Source organism: Candidatus Palauibacter sp., from assembly GCF_965213655.1.
GTDB lineage: Bacteria > Gemmatimonadota > Gemmatimonadetes > Palauibacterales > Palauibacteraceae > Palauibacter.
Window position 1 is genome coordinate 1,816,776 of sequence record NZ_CBDBZT010000003.1, and the last position, 17,137, is coordinate 1,833,912.

Annotated in this window: 16 protein-coding genes; 11 read left to right on the forward strand and 5 right to left on the reverse strand. The window is 68.9% G+C overall.

Annotation, left to right across the window (positions count from 1 at the left end):
* Positions 1-5: 5 nt before the first annotated feature.
* On the forward strand, positions 6-1,121 hold the full coding sequence (locus ACOOGH_RS10205) for an alanine racemase (protein ID WP_420448806.1): 1,116 nt from the start codon (positions 6-8) through the stop codon (positions 1,119-1,121).
* A gap of 8 nt (positions 1,122-1,129) precedes the next feature.
* Here the strand turns inward: ACOOGH_RS10205 and ACOOGH_RS10210 are convergent, their stop codons facing one another.
* From ACOOGH_RS10210 to ACOOGH_RS10225, 4 genes are read right to left on the reverse strand one after another with little or no spacing between them, the layout of a single operon-like run.
* On the reverse strand, positions 1,130-2,170 hold the full coding sequence (locus ACOOGH_RS10210) for an XdhC family protein (protein ID WP_420448807.1): 1,041 nt from the start codon (positions 2,168-2,170) through the stop codon (positions 1,130-1,132).
* 16 nt (positions 2,171-2,186) lie between these two features.
* On the reverse strand, positions 2,187-3,170 hold the full coding sequence (locus tag ACOOGH_RS10215) for an electron transfer flavoprotein subunit alpha/FixB family protein (protein WP_420448808.1): 984 nt from the start codon (positions 3,168-3,170) through the stop codon (positions 2,187-2,189).
* Positions 3,170-3,919, reverse strand: a complete 750-nt coding sequence (locus tag ACOOGH_RS10220) for an electron transfer flavoprotein subunit beta/FixA family protein (protein WP_420448809.1) — start codon at positions 3,917-3,919, stop codon at positions 3,170-3,172. Before ACOOGH_RS10220 ends, ACOOGH_RS10215 begins: the two co-directional genes overlap by 1 nt.
* A gap of 22 nt (positions 3,920-3,941) precedes the next feature.
* Positions 3,942-4,490 carry a hypothetical protein gene (locus ACOOGH_RS10225; protein ID WP_420448810.1) on the reverse strand — a complete coding sequence of 183 codons (549 nt, stop codon included), beginning with the start codon at positions 4,488-4,490 and terminating at the stop codon, positions 3,942-3,944.
* Positions 4,491-4,708: 218 nt separating this feature from the next.
* On the opposite strand from ACOOGH_RS10225, the gene ACOOGH_RS10230 reads away from it, so the two are divergent.
* The 10 genes from ACOOGH_RS10230 (at position 4,709) to ACOOGH_RS10275 (ending at position 16,113) form a co-directional block, all read left to right on the forward strand.
* Positions 4,709-5,251: an RNA polymerase sigma factor gene (locus ACOOGH_RS10230; RefSeq protein ID WP_420448811.1), complete on the forward strand. Its 543-nt coding sequence runs from the start codon at positions 4,709-4,711 to the stop codon at positions 5,249-5,251.
* Positions 5,244-5,648, forward strand: coding sequence for a hypothetical protein (locus tag ACOOGH_RS10235; RefSeq protein WP_420448812.1), 405 nt, complete (start codon positions 5,244-5,246; stop codon positions 5,646-5,648). Before ACOOGH_RS10230 ends, ACOOGH_RS10235 begins: the two co-directional genes overlap by 8 nt.
* A gap of 31 nt (positions 5,649-5,679) precedes the next feature.
* Complete coding sequence (locus ACOOGH_RS10240; RefSeq protein ID WP_420448813.1) at positions 5,680-6,129, forward strand: hypothetical protein; 450 nt, start codon at positions 5,680-5,682, stop codon at positions 6,127-6,129.
* 107 nt (positions 6,130-6,236) lie between these two features.
* Entirely contained in the window at positions 6,237-7,532 is a 1,296-nt protein-coding gene (locus ACOOGH_RS10245; protein WP_420448814.1) for a TolC family protein, read from the forward strand.
* A gap of 129 nt (positions 7,533-7,661) precedes the next feature.
* Positions 7,662-9,131, forward strand: coding sequence for an efflux RND transporter periplasmic adaptor subunit (locus tag ACOOGH_RS10250; RefSeq protein WP_420448815.1), 1,470 nt, complete (start codon positions 7,662-7,664; stop codon positions 9,129-9,131).
* A 10-nt stretch (positions 9,132-9,141) separates the two neighbouring features.
* Positions 9,142-10,353 carry an ABC transporter permease gene (locus ACOOGH_RS10255; protein WP_420448816.1) on the forward strand — a complete coding sequence of 404 codons (1,212 nt, stop codon included), beginning with the start codon at positions 9,142-9,144 and terminating at the stop codon, positions 10,351-10,353.
* Between the two features lie 52 nt (positions 10,354-10,405).
* Entirely contained in the window at positions 10,406-10,915 is a 510-nt protein-coding gene (locus ACOOGH_RS10260) for an ABC transporter ATPase (protein ID WP_420448817.1), read from the forward strand.
* Positions 10,916-10,928: 13 nt separating this feature from the next.
* Complete coding sequence (locus tag ACOOGH_RS10265) at positions 10,929-12,089, forward strand: patatin-like phospholipase family protein (protein WP_420448818.1); 1,161 nt, start codon at positions 10,929-10,931, stop codon at positions 12,087-12,089.
* Between the two features lie 2 nt (positions 12,090-12,091).
* Positions 12,092-13,207, forward strand: coding sequence for a metallophosphoesterase family protein (locus ACOOGH_RS10270; RefSeq protein ID WP_420448819.1), 1,116 nt, complete (start codon positions 12,092-12,094; stop codon positions 13,205-13,207).
* Complete coding sequence (locus ACOOGH_RS10275) at positions 13,207-16,113, forward strand: AAA family ATPase (protein WP_420448820.1); 2,907 nt, start codon at positions 13,207-13,209, stop codon at positions 16,111-16,113. The genes ACOOGH_RS10270 and ACOOGH_RS10275 overlap by 1 nt, the downstream gene beginning before the upstream one ends.
* Here ACOOGH_RS10275 and ACOOGH_RS10280 read toward each other — a convergent pair.
* Positions 16,106-17,107 carry an NAD(P)/FAD-dependent oxidoreductase gene (locus ACOOGH_RS10280; RefSeq protein ID WP_420448821.1) on the reverse strand — a complete coding sequence of 334 codons (1,002 nt, stop codon included), beginning with the start codon at positions 17,105-17,107 and terminating at the stop codon, positions 16,106-16,108. The genes ACOOGH_RS10275 and ACOOGH_RS10280 overlap by 8 nt on opposite strands.
* Positions 17,108-17,137 lie beyond the last annotated feature (30 nt).

Sequence of the window (17,137 nt, forward strand, 5' to 3'; positions counted from 1 at the left end):
GTTGCGTGAACGCCGGGAATCCTTCCGCCGCGGCGCCGGACCTGTTCGATCTCCGCACTCCGGCGCTCATCCTCGATCTCGATGTCCTGGAAAACAACCTCCGGGTCATGCAGGATCGCGCGGACACCCTCGGCGTCCGGCTTCGGCCCCACGTGAAGACGCACAAATGCGTGGAGATCGCCGAACGCCAGCGGTCCCGCGGGGCGTCGGGGATTACCGTTTCCACGCTGGCGGAGGCCCGGGTCTTCACCGAGGCGGGCTTCGACGACATTCTGTGGGCTTTTCCGCTCAATCTCTCCCGCGTCGCGGAGGCGGCCGCACTCGCGCGGCGAGTCGAACTGGGCGTGACGGTGGATTCCCTCGCGGCGGTCGAGGCTCTCGAGGCCGAGGATGCCCCCTTTTCGGTATGGATCGAGATCGACTGCGGCTACGGGCGCTCCGGCGTCCCGTACGACAGCGGCCTCGTGGTGGAGATCGCGAGGCGGATTTCGGGCGCGGACCGGCTTGCGCTGCGCGGCTGCCTGACGCATGCCGGCCACACGTACAGCGCGGATTCGCCCTCTGCCGTCGCCGTGGTAGCGGAGGAGGAGCGGCGGGCGATGGTCGAGGTGGGGCGGGCGCTCCGCGCGGCGGGGATCGAGCCGGGGTTTCTCTCGCTCGGGTCGACGCCCGGCATGAGCCGGGTCGAGACGCTGGAGGGGATCGACGAGGCGCGGCCGGGGAACTACGCGCTCTACGATTACATGCAGACGCGTCTGGGATCGTGCGGGGTGCGCGACTGTGCGGTCACGGTGCTGGCGACGGTCGTCTCCGCGCGCGCCGGGTCCGACGAGGCGATCGCCGACTGCGGCGCGCTCGCCCTCTCCAAGGACATGGGGCCGGACGATCCGTCACACTACGGGCGTCTCTTTCGTGACCCGGGGGGAGGCGAACTGGGCGACTGCCGGGTGACGTCGGTGAGCCAGGAACACGGACGCCTCTCCGGGCGGTACGCGGTCGGCGAGAAGGTCCGGGTCCTGCCGAATCACGCCTGCCTCACGGTCGCGCACTTCGATCACTTCGAGGTCGTGCGGGGGCGGTGCGTGGTGGACCGCTGGAAGATCCGGCGCACGCGCGACTGAGACCGGCGTCAGGGGGCCCGTTCGAGGGCGATGAGTTGCGCGAGGATGGAGACGGCGATCTGCTCGGGCGAGCGGGCGCCGATCCGCAGCCCCACCGGACCGCGGATGCGGTCGCATGTCGCCTCGTCCAGCCCCCGTGCGAGGAGCGCCTCCCGGCGTTGCCGCTGCGTCCGCCGTCCGCCGAGGAGACCGATGTAGCCGCAGCGGGAGGCGAGCGCGGTCTCGAGCGCGGGCTCATCCAGCTTCTCGTCGTGCGTGAGGATGACGACGCTCGTGCGAGGATCTGGATCGAGCGCGGCCAGCGCTTCATCCGGCCAGCGCGCATCGAGCGACGCGGCGTCCGGAAACCGCTCCGGCCGCAGGAAGGCCTCGCGCGGATCCACCACCACGACCTCGAAACCGGTGCGGTGCGCCATGGCACACAGCGCGTGTCCGATCGGGGTCGCCCCCACGATGATGAGCCGCGGCGGCGGGACGAAGGATTCGACGAAGACGAGGCTGCCCGGATCGTCCTGCACGAGTTCGACGACGCGGGCGTCCGACCGACCGAGCCAATCGTCGACGCGGGAGCGGGCCACGCGGTCGAGTTCGGCGGATCCGAGCGTTCCCAGCGCCCGGTCGGGTTCGAGCAGAAGCTGCCGTGAGCGCGTGGGCGCCGCCGCGCCTGTGAGGAGGACGCCCGGGGCGCCGGCCTCCTGGAGCTGCCAGAGGCGATGCCAGACGGGGTCGCCGGGATCGTAATGGTCGAGGAGAACGTCGATCTCCCCGCCGCAGGAGAGGCCCACGCCCGCGGCCATCTCGTCGGTGATCCCGTACGTGACGGAGGCCGGCGCGCCGCCGCCCAGCAGCGCGGTGAGCCGTTCGTGCAGGTCGCCCTCCACGCATCCGCTGGAGATCGAGCCGCTCAGCTCCCCGGCCGCCGAGATCGCGAACCGCGCGCCCGTTGGCAGCGGGGCCGACCGGCGCACGGCGACGAGCGTCGCCATGGCGATGGGATCGCCCTGTTCGGCCCAGCGCGCGATGTCCTCGCGAACGGCCCGGAGACTCATGCCGGCCGACCCGGACTCAGTCGCCCTTGCGGGCTTCGCGCACCGCCTCGGTGAGGACGGGCAGCACTTCGAACACGTCCCCGACGAGACCGTAGTCCGCGACCCCGAAGATCGGCGCATCCGCATCGCGGTTGATCGCCACGATGACCTTGGCCGTGCGCATCCCGGCCAGATGCTGGATCGCGCCGCTGATCCCGACCGCAAAGTACAGGTTGGGCGACACGGTCTTGCCCGTCTGGCCGACCTGTTCGCCATGCGGCCGCCAGCCGGCGTCCACCACCGCCCGGCTCGCGCCTAGGGCCGCCTCGTCACCCAGTGCGTCCACGAGCGCCTCGAGCAGCGGCCAGTGCTCCGGCCCCTGCATGCCGCGGCCGCCCGAGACGATGGTCGTCGCCTCGCTCACGTCGAGGCGGTCCCGATCCCCCTGCTCCAGGGCAGTCGTCCGCACCCGGCCCTCGAGGCCCTCGAGATCCAGACTCGACATCTCCCCCGCCGCATCCTCCCCGGCCGGGGCAAAGACGTTGGCCCGAATCGTCATCACGGCCGGGCCGGGGGTGAAGCGCAGGGTCGCGATCGCCTTGCCGGCGTACATCGGCCGACGCACGACGATGGCCCCGTCCTCCCGCCGGCACTCGATGACTTCCGAGGCCACGCTGCGTCCGAGCCGTGCTCCCACGCGGGGGGCGATGTCCTTCCCCTGGGCGGTCGCCGCGAAGATGACCGCGTCGTAGTCCCCCGCCTCGACGAGCCGGGCGATGGCCGCCGCCGCGACATCCGGCTGGCACAGCGCGAGAGCCTCCGACTCACCCATGTGGATTCGGTCGGCGCCGCAGCCGGCGAGTTGTGCGGCCGCCTCCTCCGTCCCGGGAGGACCGAGCGCCACGACGTGCGTCTCTCCCCCGAGGTCGGCGGCGATTCGCCGCGCGAGCCCGACCGCTTCCCGAGAGGCCCGGCTCACCGCTCCCTCCCGGATCCCGACGTACGCCAGGGCTCCGGGCATCAGAGCACCCCCGCTTCGTCGCGCAACGCCCGCACGAGGTCGGGCACGGCGTCCGCCCCCTCTCCGACGACGCGGCCCGCGGCCGGCGCCGGCGGTTCGTCGAGCCGGAGGAATTCGATGGTCGGCGCATCGAGCGTCACTTCCCGTTCCTCGAGAGGCTTCCGCTTCGCCGCCATGATCCCCTTGAGGCTCGGATACCGCGGCTCGTTGAGTCCCTTCTGCGTCGACACGACGGCGGGCAGCGAGAACTCGACGACCTCGTGACCGCCTTCGACCTCGCGGCGGGCCGTCGCCTCCCTTCCCTCGATCTCGAGGCCGACGACGACGGTCGCGCAGGGGAGGCCCAGAAACTCGGCCACCATCTGAGGGACCTGCATGTTGTCGTCATCGATCGCCTGCTTCCCGAACAGGACGAGATCGTACTCGCGGCCCCGGATCTCCTCCGCGAGCGCTCCCGCCACGGAGAGCGGGTCGTGCGAGCCATCGCACACGAGCAGAACGCCTTCGTCCGCTCCCATCGCGAGCGCCTGGCGGATCGATTCCGCGGTCTGGGGCGGCCCGAGCGCGACGACCGTCACCCTTCCCTCCCCGGCCTCTTCCTTGCGCCGGATCGCATCCTCGAGCGCGAACTCGTCGTATGGGTTCACGACGTATTTGACGCCTGCCGGGTCCAGCCCCGCGCCGTCGGGCGTCACTCTCACCCGCGTGGCCGAGTCCGGCACGCGTTTCATGCAGACTATGGTATTCATCCGTCTTGTTCGTCGAAGGGGATCAGGCGGTCTGGTAGGTCTCGATCTCGTCGGAAGTCAGCGCGCACAGGCGAAACGCGACGAGGTCGATGAGGGAATCCGTCACATTCTTCTGCCGGAGGTTCCGCGCACGGGCGTCCTCCGAGACGGGTCGCGCCTCGCGCAGGGTGACGACGCGAGCGGCCAGCCAATCCAGAAAATCGTGTACGACATCGCGGTGCTCGCGGTCCCGATCCGGTTCCCCGTTCGGGGCCCTGGGCAGGAACGCGTCGATGAGCGCGAGCAACCCCGGAAAGATCATCTCCGTGAGCTCTTCGTCTCCCACGAGCTCCTCTTCGGTGATCTCCTCCCAACTCATCTCGTTCCAGTACAACTCGCACGCCTCCTCGAAGAGATGGAGTCGCACTTCCTCGGACGACTTGCGCAGGATGAGGTCACCGGGGGAGAGCCTCCGGCCCACGACCTTGCGCATGCCCCGGATGCGTTCCTGGATGAGGATTCGGCCGGCCAGAGCGTGGGCGCTGTCCGGCGTTTCGGCGGCTGCGGTTCGGGCTTGCGTTTCGTTGTTCACGGAGCCGAAGATGCGACGGCTTCGGGGAAGGAACAAGCCACGGGGCCAACGCCGCCGGCTGCCGGTGCAACGGCCGGCTTCGAGGGGGTGTTACCCAAGCGATGGGGACGTCTTTGGCGGAGGAAACGCGAACGCGTAACGGATCGCCGGGCGGCTCGAGAGGTCCGGGTTCCGGACCCGCGGAGCCGCCGGATCCCGGCGCCGACGAGCCCGGCCTCGTGGAGGCCGTGCAAGGCGGTGACCTGCAAGCGTTTTCCACGTTCGTGACGAGGTACACGGACCCGGCGTACGCGGTGGCGCTTTCGATTCTGCGCCACGAGCAGGACGCGGAAGACGCGGTGCAGGCCGCGTTCATTCGCGCGCTGGAGCGGATCGGGCAGCTGCGGCCGGGAAGCCGTTTCGGCCCGTGGTTCTACCGGGTGCTTCGAAGCACCTGCCTGAACCTCCGGCGGCGGGAGATGCTGCGGACCCATTCGGAGTTGACGGACACGGCGGCGTCGCGGGACGACCCGCACCGCGAGTTCGAACGGGGGTATGCCAGGGAGCGGGTGCTCAACGCGCTCGGACAGCTTCCGGAACGACAGAGAACAGCGGTCATGATGTACGACCTCGAAGGGTACGACCACGCGGAGATCGCGAAGATCCTCGGGATCGCGGTCGGGACGTCGAGGGCGAACCTTCATCACGGCAGACAGGCGCTGCGCCGGATTCTCGGCAAGGCGCCCGAATCAGGCACCGAAGGAGCGGATGAGGATGAGTAGGAGAGATGAGAGTCGGAACGGGGAGCACGGACCTGCGTGGGCCGAGTATCTCGAGCCGCTCCGGCCCGACGAACTCACCCGGCGCCGGTTGCGCCGGAGCGTGATGGCGGCGGCGGAAACGCTGTTCGAGCGGCCGCCGCTCTCTTGGCTCGATGTCACGGCAAGCTGGTCCGCGGCGCTGACGCCGCTGGCCGCGGGGCTGCTCGTGGCCGCCGGTGCGCTGCTGTATCGGATCTCCGTGCCGGAGGCGCCCGAGTTCGCCGTCGACCCGGATCCGGAGCCCGTCGGGCTCGTACGCTCTCTCGCGCCGGACGCCGAGGCGCCGCCCGCAATGCTCATCGACCTGGTCGAACCCAGTCGTGACGCGGTGCTGACGGCCGCGCTCATCAACCCGTAACACGCTGAAACGCGACACGAAGCTGGTACGTATGGACACCTCAAGATTCCGGGCGATTCTGCTCTTGGCGCTCGTCTTCGCGACGGGAGCGGCGGTCGGCGTGGCGGCGGATCGCCTCGATCTGTTCGCCGACGCGACGGTTGCCGATCCGCCGGCCGAGACTACGCCCTCGGAGACGCGGGAGCGCGATGGCGGACCGCGGGGCCGGCAGACGACGATCGAGCAGTTTGCCGATGAACTGGGCCTGACGACGGAGCAGCGGTTGGAGATTGAGGGATTCCTCGATCACTATCGCGATGAGGTGCGGTCACTGCGGCGGGGATACCAGGCATTGCTGGATTCGGTCCTGGTGGAGGTCGAGTCGGTACTGACGGATGAGCAGGTCGAGGACTACCGGGAGTTTCGTCGGCAGCGGTACGGCCCCGGGCGCGACCGGGAGCGGGGGCGAGGGGAACGCGACGATTCGCAAGGGAACGACTGAGAACCGAGAGACTGTCAACCGACCCCTTCGGGGGCGAGGAAACGATGACCACTAAACATAGATCAGGGTGCGGAGGCCGGCCGAGCGCCGGTCTTTGTCGATGGGGGTTGGTTCTGCTGCCGGGGCTCCTGCTCGCGGTGGCTTCGCCCCGGGCCGCGGCGGGTCAGGTTCAGGCGAGCGACAACGTCCGCCAGATCACCGCCGATGAAGCGGTCGAGATCGCGCTGCGCCGCAACCCGCTGCTGCTCCAGGCCTACTCTTCGATCGAGATGGCCGAGCACAACCGGCTGAGCGCCATCGGCCAGCTCCTCCCAGCCGTCAACATGAGCTTCGGCTACTCGAACTCATCGACAGGTCGTCTCGACGCCCTCAGCCAGGGGATCGTGGCGACGAGCTACTCCACCCAGATCAACGCCGGATACACGCTCTTCAACGGCTGGAGCCGGTTCACGGACCTGAAGGGTGCCCGTCTCGGAGTCGTAGAGCAGAACGCCCGCTATCGGGAAACCGAATTCCAGGTCATACAGGCGGTAAAGCAGGCTTACGCGGCGAACGTGGCTGCGCGCGAACTCGTCGGTGTCGAGGAGCGCCGCGTCCAGCGGCAGGCGGATCAGCTCGAGTTCGTCCGACAGCAGTTGGAGCTGGGGCGGGCGACGCGCTCGGACTCGCTCCGCTCTCAGGTCGACCTCAACAACGCGCAACTCGCGCTTCTGAACGCGCAGAACCTCGCACGTACGCGGACCTTCGAACTCACCGAGGTCATCGGCTCCGAGACGCTCGTGGCACCGACCGCCGAGGCGGAACTCGCCGTGACGGCGATCCCCTTTACGCGTGACGAGTTGTTTGCCATCGCCGATGTATCGGCTCCCGGGCTTCAGGCGGCCTCTGTGGCCGTCGAGGCCGCCGAAGCAGCGGTCTCGAGCGCGCGCTCCAGCTACCTGCCGTCGGTCACGCTCGGCGCCGGCTACGGGTGGGCAAATCAGGAGTTTCCTCCGTCCAACCGCTCCTGGTCGCTTTCGCTGCGAGGCAGCTATCCCCTCTTCAACGGCTTCCAGCGCGAGACGCAACTGTTTCGTGCCCGGGCCTCGGCGGACCAGGCCCGGCAATCCGAACGGGCCGCGCGCCTGAACCTCAGTTCCCTGCTCGACGCGCGATATGCGACGGCGCAGTCCGCGCTCGCGGTCGTGGATTTTGCCGCGCAGAACGTCGAACTCAGCGAGGAGAGCCTGCGGGTCGTGCAGGAGCGGTACCAGCTCGGGCTCGCCACGATCCTCGAACTCCAGGACGCCCAGATCACGCTCACGCAGGCTGAGGTCGATCTCGTCAGGGGACGCTTCGACTACGATGTCGCGGTCGCGGGAATCGAGGCCCTTCTCGGCCGGAGGCTCGACGAGCAACCCTGACCGTCCGTGCCGTGCCGCCTATCTTGTTCAACGGCGGACCCGTTCGGGGTGTCATTTCAGCGTGCCACGACGGCGCGGTCTCGCCGTCCCCGAAAGTCCGGCACGGACCCGACACGAGACGAGATACCGATGTCCATATTCGAACGCTGCAGGCGTCGCTTCCCCCTCCGCGGCCAACTCCCGGGCCATGCCGCGGTCTTCACTGCACTTGGACTCGCGGCCGCGGGCTGTGCGACCGGCGAGGCCAATGAGCCCGAGCAGACGCTCCAGACGCTGATCGCCGGACGCCAGACGATCGTCTCCAGCGTCGAGGCGACGGGGACGGTCGAACCCATCCGCATCATCGAGGTGAAGTCGCAGGCGGGCGGCGAGGTGCTCGCCCTGCCCGTCGAACTCGGGGACAACGTCGAGCAGGGGACGCTCCTCGTGCGCATCGACCCGCGCGACGTCAACAATGCGCACGCCCAGGCGCAGGCCGACCTGGACGTGGCCGAGGCCCAGGCCGATGTCGCGGAACGCCAGCTCGAACGGATCCAGGCGCTCCACGAATCCGACATTGTGACCTCGGAGGAACTGGAGAGCGCGATCCTCTCCTCGGCGAACGCGAGGGCTTCGCTGGTCCGCGCCACGACCAACCTCGCACTGGCCGAGGACAAGCTGGACGACGTGACGCTCCGCGCTCCGATCACCGGAACCGTCGTGGAGCGCACGGTGGAGGAGGGGCAGGTCGTCACGGGGACGCGCGACCTCACCGGCGGCACGGTGCTGATGCGGATGGCCGATCTCACCGAAGTCCAGGTGCGCATGCTCGTCGACGAGACGGACATCGGCCGGCTCGAGCCGGGACTGCCGGCCGATATCACCGTGGAAGCATATCCCAGCCGGACCTTCCGGGGGGCCGTCCTCAAGATCGAACCGCAGGCGGTCGTCGAGCAGAACGTGACGATGTTCGCCGTGCTCACGCGCATCTCGAATGAGGAAGATCTGCTCCGGCCGGGGATGAACGCGGACGTCGAAGTCGTGATCGGGCGCCAGGAGGACGTGCTGGCGGTAGCGAACAGCGGGATCAAGTCCCAGCAGGAGGCTGCTCAGATCGTCCGCGCCCTCGAGATCGACGCCGATGTCAACGCGCTTCTGCGCGACTTCCAGAGCCAGGGGCAGCCCGCGGAGGCGGCGGACGGGGATGCGGCGGCGGGCGAGGAGGAGCAGATGATCGGCGGAGTTCCGATGTCGGAATTCCAGTCGATGTCGCAGGAGGAGCGCATGCGCGTCTTCCAGAACCTCTCCGACGACGAGCGCCGAGAGATGATGCAGCAGTTCCGGAACAGCGGAGCCGGTGGACCGGGAGGTGGCGGGGCCGGACCGGCGCGGCGGCCCGATGAGCCCCGCCCGGCGTTCGTGTTCCGGTACGATGCGAGCGGCCTCCTCGACCTGAAGCCCGTCATGATCGGCCTCAGCGACTTCGATCACACGCATATCATACGAGGGCTGGAGGAGGGCGAGGAGATCGTCGCGGTCCCCGCCTCCCTCGTCGCGCAGCAGGAGTTCCTGGACCGAATCCGGAGCCGGACGTCGCTGCCGGGGGTCGGGGGAAGGTGAGGAACGTCCAATGATCTTCTTCGAGATTCTCCGGGTCGCGATGGATGCGATCCGCGCCAACAAGCTGCGCTCGTTCCTGACCATGCTCGGGATCGTGATCGGGGTCGGGGCCGTGATCACGATGGTGGCCCTCGGGGAGGGCGCGCAGCAGCAGGTCGAGAACCAGATCGAGTCGCTCGGGACCAACGTGCTCACGGTGCGCCCCGGGCAGGGGATGTTCCGCGGCGTGCGCGGCGGGTCGAACGCCCGCCTGACGACCGAAGATGTGGAGGCCGTGCAGCGGGGGGCTCCCGCACTGCTGGAAGTCGCGCCGGAGATGCAGGGGCAGTTGCAGGTCCAGTCCGGGCGCAACAACGCGAGCGTGCGGATTCTCGGTACGACGCCGAACTACGCGGATGTCGAGAACCACGTGGTCCAGTTGGGACGCTTCTTCGACGAGTCCGAGAACCGCGGCCGGCGGCGGGTGGCCGTGCTCGGAGGCGCGGTTCCGGCGGTCCTGAACACCGACGCCGCCGAACTCGTCGGCCGGACGATCTCGATCCGGAACATCTCCTTCGAGGTCGTGGGGGTGCTGGAGGAAAAAGGCGGATCGGGCTGGTTCAACCAGGATGAGCAGATCCTCGTTCCGCTGGAGACGGCGCAGTTCCGGCTGCTCGGAACCGACCGGGTCAACCAGTTCAAGGTCGTCGTCGAGAGCGAGGCGGCGATCCCGATCGCGATGGTGCAGATCGAGGACATCCTGCGGCGCGAGCACCGCCTTCCCCTGGGGCGGGAGAACGACTTCTGGATCTCGGACAGCGTGCAGTTCCTCGAGATGCAGCAGGAGACGACGCAGACGTTCACGATGCTGCTGGCCGGCATCGCCGCGGTGAGCCTTCTCGTCGGCGGCATCGGGATCATGAACATCATGCTGGTGTCGGTCACGGAGCGGACGAAGGAGATCGGCGTGCGCAAGGCGCTCGGCGCCACGCGAAACGCGGTGCTGCTCCAGTTTCTCCTCGAAGCCACGACGCTCTGCATGACGGGCGGCGTCTTGGGGGTCGCGTTTGCGTACGGCGCGGCGGAGATGCTCTCGCGCTCGGCGGGCTGGACGATGGCCATCGCGCCGGAAGCCATCGGCCTCGCCGTGATCTTCGCCGCCGCGGTGGGCGTGTTCTTCGGCCTCTGGCCCGCCCGGCGCGCGGCCCGGCTCGATCCGATCGACGCGCTCCGGTACGAATAGCGGGCACAGACCCTGATTGGCGGGACGTCGCGGGCCGACGTATGGTCCCGGCATGAGTGTTCCGCTGACATCACTTCCGGATTCCGCCCGTGTCTGGGTCTACGGGACGGACCGTCCGCTGACCCCCGAGGAGCGCGAGGCGCTGATCGGCGACCTGCGCGCGTTCGTCGATGTCTGGACCGCGCACGGGGCCGCGCTCAAAGCGGGCGTGGAGTGGGTCGAAGACCGATTCGCGGTCGTCGCGGTGGATGAGACTTCTGCGCCTGCTTCAGGGTGCTCGATCGATGCGATGTCGCGTCGGCTCGCCGCGCTCGAGGCACGCCTGGGCTGCTCGCTGCTCGACAGCACACGGGTGTTCTATCGAGCCGAGTCCGGCACCATCGAGAGCTGCCCGCGCGCCGAATTTCGAACGCGCGCCGCGGCGGGAACGATCGGCGAGGCGACGCCCGTCTTCGATCCGACCATCGATACGCTGGCGGCGCTCCGGGCGGGCGAACTGGAGCGGCCGGTCTCCCGTTCCTGGCACCGCCAACTCCTGGGCCGCTCCGGCGGACGGTCCTGACGCGGGGATCGGCGTGACGGGAGCCCCGGGGAGTGGCGCTTCCGGCGCCACGCGGGGGAAGCTGGCCTTCGCCCTCTCCGGTGGCGGCGCGCGGGCGGCGTACCAGACGGGCGTCCTGAGCCACATCGGAAAGCGGCTGCCCGGGCTCCGAATCCCCCTCCTCACCGGCGTCTCAGCGGGCGCGATCAACGTGGGCTTTCTCGCCGCCTACGACGGGAATCTGCGCCGCGCGACGCTGGCTCTGAAGCGCCGCTGGCTCTCGCTCACGACCGAAGAGGTGCTGCGCACCAACCCCGCGTCCCTGCTCAAGGTGGGGATCCGCCTCGGGGGATCGCTCCTCGGGGGCGGGACCGGCTTGAGTCCGCGCTTTCAGAGCCTCGTCGACACGTCGCCGCTGCGGGAGTTCATCGAGCGCGACGTCGGACTGGGACGGATCGACACGCGAATCAGGGCGGGGGACCTGGAAGCCGTGGGCCTCACCGCGATGTCGTACCAGACGGGGCGCACGGTCCTCTTCGTGCAGGGAGAGCCGCGGTCGGCCCCCAGGCCCGCAAGCGCGCACTACCGGCTCGTTCGGACCGACATTTCCGTGGACCACGTCCTGGCCTCCGCATCGATCCCGCTCGTATTCCCCGCCGTCAAACTCGGGCAGCAGTATTACGGGGATGGGAGCTTCCGTACCGCCGCACCGCTGGCACCGGCGATTCACATGGGAGCGGACCGCATCTTCACGATCTCGGCCCGTTACCGCCGCTCCGAGTTGGAGGCGCGAGCGCCGGATACGACCGGGTACCCGCCGCCGGCGAGAGTGCTGGGCCTGCTCCTGAACTCGGTTTTCCTGGACACGCTGGACTGGGACGCGGCCGCGCTGCGACGGATCAATCTCCTCGTCGACCGCCTCCCTCCCGAGGTGTCAAGGAGCCAGGGACTGCGGCACGTCGACCTCCTCATCCTCAGACCCTCGCTGGACATCGGGAAACTGGCGCGCGACTTCGAGATCGAGCTTCCGCCCGCGCTGAGGTTCCTCGTGCGGGGGCTGGGCACACCGGACATCAAGACCGCCGACTTCGTGAGCTATCTCCTGTTCGAGAGCGAGTACATCCGGGCGCTCGTGGATCTGGGAGCCGCCGACGCGGAAACGAACTGGGACCGCATCGAGGCGTTTCTCACCTGACCGTGCAACGGACGATCGTCCACTTCGCCGATCTCCATCTCGACTCCCCGTTCGCGTGGTGCGAGGCGACGGGCGACGTCGCGAGGCGGCGGCGCGAGGCGCTTCGCGAAACACTGCTCGCGATCGTGGAACTTGTGCGCTCGACCGGCGCGGATGCGCTCTTCTGCGGGGGCGATCTGTACGAGCACGATCGCGTCACGCTGGATACGGCGAACTTCCTCCGGCAGACTTTCGCCTCCCTCGACCCGGTGCCGGTCTATATCGCGCCCGGCAATCACGACTGGTATGGGCCGACGAGCGTTTACGCGACGGAGGGGTGGAGCGAGAACGTTCACATCTTTCGGGAGACGACGCTGCGGGCGATCAGCCTCGCGCCCGGAATCACGCTGTGGGGAGGCGCGCATTGCGCTCCCGCCAATACGGACAACTTCCTCGGCGACGGATTCCGGGTCTCCGGGGCGGGGACGCACATCGCGCTCTTCCATGGGGCGGAACGGTCGTGGCTCGCGGCACAGGGTGAGGGGAAGGCGCCACATGCCCCCTTCGAGACGGCCGACATCCCGAACAGCGGGCTGCATCACGCGTTCCTCGGCCACTATCACCGGCCGGCGGACGGCGCGCACCACACGTATCCCGGCAACCCCGACCCTCTGCAGTTCGGCGAGGAAGGGGAGCGCGGGCCCGTTGTGGCGGCGATAGACGCTGAGAGCGAGGTCACGCGCGAACGCCACGTCGTCGCGGTCACGCCGGTTCACGATCTGCGGCTCGATGTCACGGGCCTCACGAACCGCCAGCAGATTCGGGACGAGCTGCGCGCGAAGTCGGAGGACCTCGCGGGGCTCGCGCGTCTCACGGTGTGCGGGGATCTGGAGCCGTCGCTCGACCTCCAGGAGGACACGATCCGCGAACAGCTGCTCGAGACGTTCGAGGCCGTGCAGATCCGGAAGTCGGCGCTGCACCTTGCCTACGACCTCGAGGAGATTCGGCAGGAACCCACGGTGCGCGGACAATTCGTGGAGGACGTGCGGAAGTCGGAACTGCCGGAAGACGAACAGAGGCGCGTCTTGAGGATGGGGCTCCGGGCCCTCGACGGGCGCGACGACCTCGAGGTGCTGTGATGCGTTTCGAGGCCGTGAACGCCCATGAGTTCGGCCCGTTTCGGGACGAAACGCTGAAATTCGGACCGGGCATGAACGTTGTCTACGGCCGTAACGAGGCAGGAAAATCCTCCTGGCACGCGGCGCTCTACGCCGGACTCTGCGGCATGCGTCGCGGAAAGGGGGCGATGCGGAAGGAGGAGAAGCTCTTCGCGGCGCGCCACAGGCCCTGGGACGGCGACAAGTGGGAGGTCGGGGCGATCGTCGCCCTCGAGGACGGCCGGAGCGTGGAGTTGCGGCACGACCTCGCCGGGAGGATCGAGAGTGCCGCAGAAGACACGAGCGTGGCGCGGCGCGACTACGCGAGCGAGATCCTGTTCGAGGGGGCGCCGGATGGCTCGCGCTGGCTGGGGCTCAACCGCCGCTCCTTCCTCGCCACCGCGTGTGTGCGGCAGGCAGACATTCTCAGGGTCCGGGAAGACCCCGACTCTCTGCAGGAGGACATGCAACGCGCCGCGGCGACGGCGGGTGTGGACCAGACGGCGGCCGCCGCACTGCAACGACTCGAGGAGGTGCTGCGGGAACGCGTGGGTTCGACCCGGGCTCCGACGAAGCCTCTCATGACGACCGCGCGGGAGGTGGCGGACGCGCGCGAGGCTCTGGAGGCGGCGCAGGAGGCGCAGCGCGACTTCCAGGAGCGTCGCGCCGCGGTCGAGACGCTGGAGCGAGCGGCGAGGGAATCGCGGCGCCGGGTGGAGGCGGTGGAGGCCGTGCTCGCGAAGGGGGAGGCGGAAGCGTTCGTCGAGCGGTTGCAGGAGGCGCGGGCCCTGCACGAAGCGTTCCCCGAGGGGGCACCCCACCCGGCCCCGGAGGGCGGCGGGCTTACGCGGTCGGTCATCGAGGCGCTCACGACGTGGCGAAACCTCCCCGCCCCGGTCGAACTGACGGGCCCCTCGGCGCGAGAAATCGAACGGAGGATCGCGGGAGCCGACTCGGAGCTTGCGGCCGCGCGGGCGGTGGTCGCGGAAGCCGTCGCTGTGGAGGCCGAGACTCGCCTCGCCAGCGCCCGGGAGCTGGAGGCGCTCTTCCCCGAGGGCGGCCCCCGGATTTTCCCGGAGGAGGACGTGCGCACGCGGGAGTTCCGCGACGCACTCCGCGCCTGGGAGTCCCTTCCCGCGGTCGATGCGCCCGCCGGCCGCAGTGTGGAGGCACTCGAGGAAGAGCTGGCCGAATTCGAGCAGAGGCGGGCGTCCACGGTTCGAGTGCATCGGCCGGCGCGAAGCGTGAAGTGGGTGCCCGTATACCTGATCGCGGCCGTGGGCGGCGGCGTGATGATGTTGCTGGCGCCCGAACTCCGTCTTCCGGGAGCGATCGCGTTCATCGGGGGCGCCGCGTTCATCGTTTCGCACTGGCTCACCAGGGCGCGGGTGGACCGCTCGGAAGTGGGTCTCGCACTGGACGTGCACCTGCGCGGCGTCCGGCGGGAACTCGCATCGGCGCGCGCCGAACGGGAACGGTACGAGGACGGGCTCCGGCATCGGCGCGAGGTGATCGAGCGCATGCGTGAACTCGCCGATCCCGAGAGCGGGGGGGCGTCCGATCCGGCGTCCGATCCGGACGCGCTCGCGGAGACGCTGCGGCGCCAGCTGGAGTCCCGTCAGGCCGGAAGGGAAAGGGCCGCGCAGCTCGGCTCGCAGTGGGACGAGCTTCAGGGGCTGCTCGCCGGCTTATCTCTCGATGCGCTCGGCGCCGAGACGGAACGGCTGCGCGCCGCAGCCGGTGCTCTTCGCGCGGAAGCAGATGAGACCAGGCTCGCCGACGTCAGGACCCGAGGCATCACGCGGAGCGAACTGAACGCACTCGAACAGCGGACCGCGGAGCAGCGGCGCGAGTGGAGTGACGAGCGCGCTCGGCGTCTTGCGGCGGAGGCGCGGCACGCAGATCGGTCGAAACGGGCCGCCGATGCCGCGAACCAGCTGCGTGAAGCGGGGTCGCAGGTCGGCGTCACCGCCGAAGGGGATGAGGATCTGGCAGCCGCGCTGGATGAGTGGCGCGCGAGCCGTGAGCGCGCACTCGAGGAGGCCAGCGAGCGCAGCGAATCATGGGATCGCCTGCAACAGTTGCTTGGAGAGCGGACGCTGGACGAGTTCGCGGAAGAAGTTGAGCAACGCCGTCTCGGTGCCCGTCAACTCAGGGACCGGATCGGGGCCGACGCGTTCGCCAACGCTCGGACGGGGTGCCCCACCGAGGAGACGCTGGACAACCTGGGACGGGAGGCGGCGGCGAAGGGGGAGGAGGCGCTGCGCGCGAGAGGCCGGCTCACCGAACGCGAGCGCCATCTCCCCAGCGTGGCCGACGCGGAAGACACGCTGGCGGCGGCCGAGCGGGAACAGGCGAGAATCTCGCGGCTCAAGGAAACAGTGGACCGCACCATCGAATTCCTCAGGCAGGCGCAGGATCGCGTCATGCGCGATATCGCCCCGGTCCTCACGCAGACGGTCCTCGAGTGGCTGCCCGAGGTGACGGACGGCCGCTACACGGGGTGCCGAATCGACCCTGAGACTCTTTTTGTCGAGGTCCGGACGCCGCGGGGGCGCTGGCGTTCGGCCGAACTGCTCTCCCACGGCACGGCGGAGCAGATCTACCTGCTGCTCAGGTTCGCGCTTTCCCGGCATCTCACCCGGGAAGGTGAGACCTGTCCTCTCATCCTCGACGATGTCGTCGGCGCGTCCGACGCGGAACGGAAACAAGCGGTCCTGGAGACGCTGCTCGCGCTCGCCCGCTCGACCCAGGTCATCCTGTTCACGCACGAGGACGATGTGCGGGACTGGGCGAAGGGCAGCCTCGCTGAACCCGACGGACGCCTCATCGAACTCGCCGCGCGGCGGACCGAGAGCGGAGGGAACGGACTGGCCGCCGCTACTTGAAGACCTTGTAGTCGGTCGAGTGGCCCGGGTTCACCCTCGCGCTCGGATCGATGTGGTGGACCGCGTTGTTCACGGCGATCGCGGCCTCTCCGAAACCGGTCGAGATCAACTCCAGCTTCCCGTCGTAGGTGGCGATGTCCCCCGCCGCGTAAACGCCGGGGATGTTCGTGCGCATGCGCGAGTCCACCACGATGCACCTCTTCCGCAGTTCGAGCCCCCATTCGGCGATCGGTCCGATATTCGGAATGAAACCGATCAGCGCGATGACCTCGTCCACCTCGATTCGCTCCGTTTCCTTCGTCTTCGTGTGCCGGATCGTCGCGGCCTCCACCCGCTCGCCGCCGTGAATCTCCGTCACGGTGTGGAAGGTTCGGAGCCGCAGTTCGCTCCGTTCATGCGCTCCCTCAACCTGGGCGACCGTACTCTCGTGAGCCCGATAGCGGTCGGACCGGTGGATATGCGTGAGTTCACCGGCGATGTCCCGCAGCGCCCAACTCCAGTCGAAGGCGGAGTCGCCCCCGCCAACGAGGAGGACGCGTTTCCCCCGGAATGCTTCGGGGTCCTTCACCTGCGTCACAAGTCCCCGGTTCAGGAACTCATCCCAGCCCGGCACGCGCAGCGCCCGGCTCTTGAAAGCGCCCTTGCCCCCGGCAATGACGACGGTGCGCGTGGGCCGCAGCCCCTTGTTCGTGCGAAGATCGAAGCAGCCGTTTCCGGGATTGAGTTCGAGGACGCTCTCCTCGAGACAGACCTCCGCTTCGAACTGCAGGCCCTGCGTGACGAGTTCCCGTGCCAGATCCTTGGCGAGCACCCGGGGGAAACCGGCCACATCGAAGACATCCTTTTCGGGATACAGCGCCGTCAGCTGGCCGCCGAGTTCGGGGAGGACATCGATGATGCGGGCCGAGACGCCGCGCATGCCGGCATAGAACGATCCGTAGAGGCCGGTCGGCCCGCCGCCGATGATCGTGATGTCGACCGTTTCGTTTTTCAAACCCAAACCGTTCAAGCCATTCGGCAATGG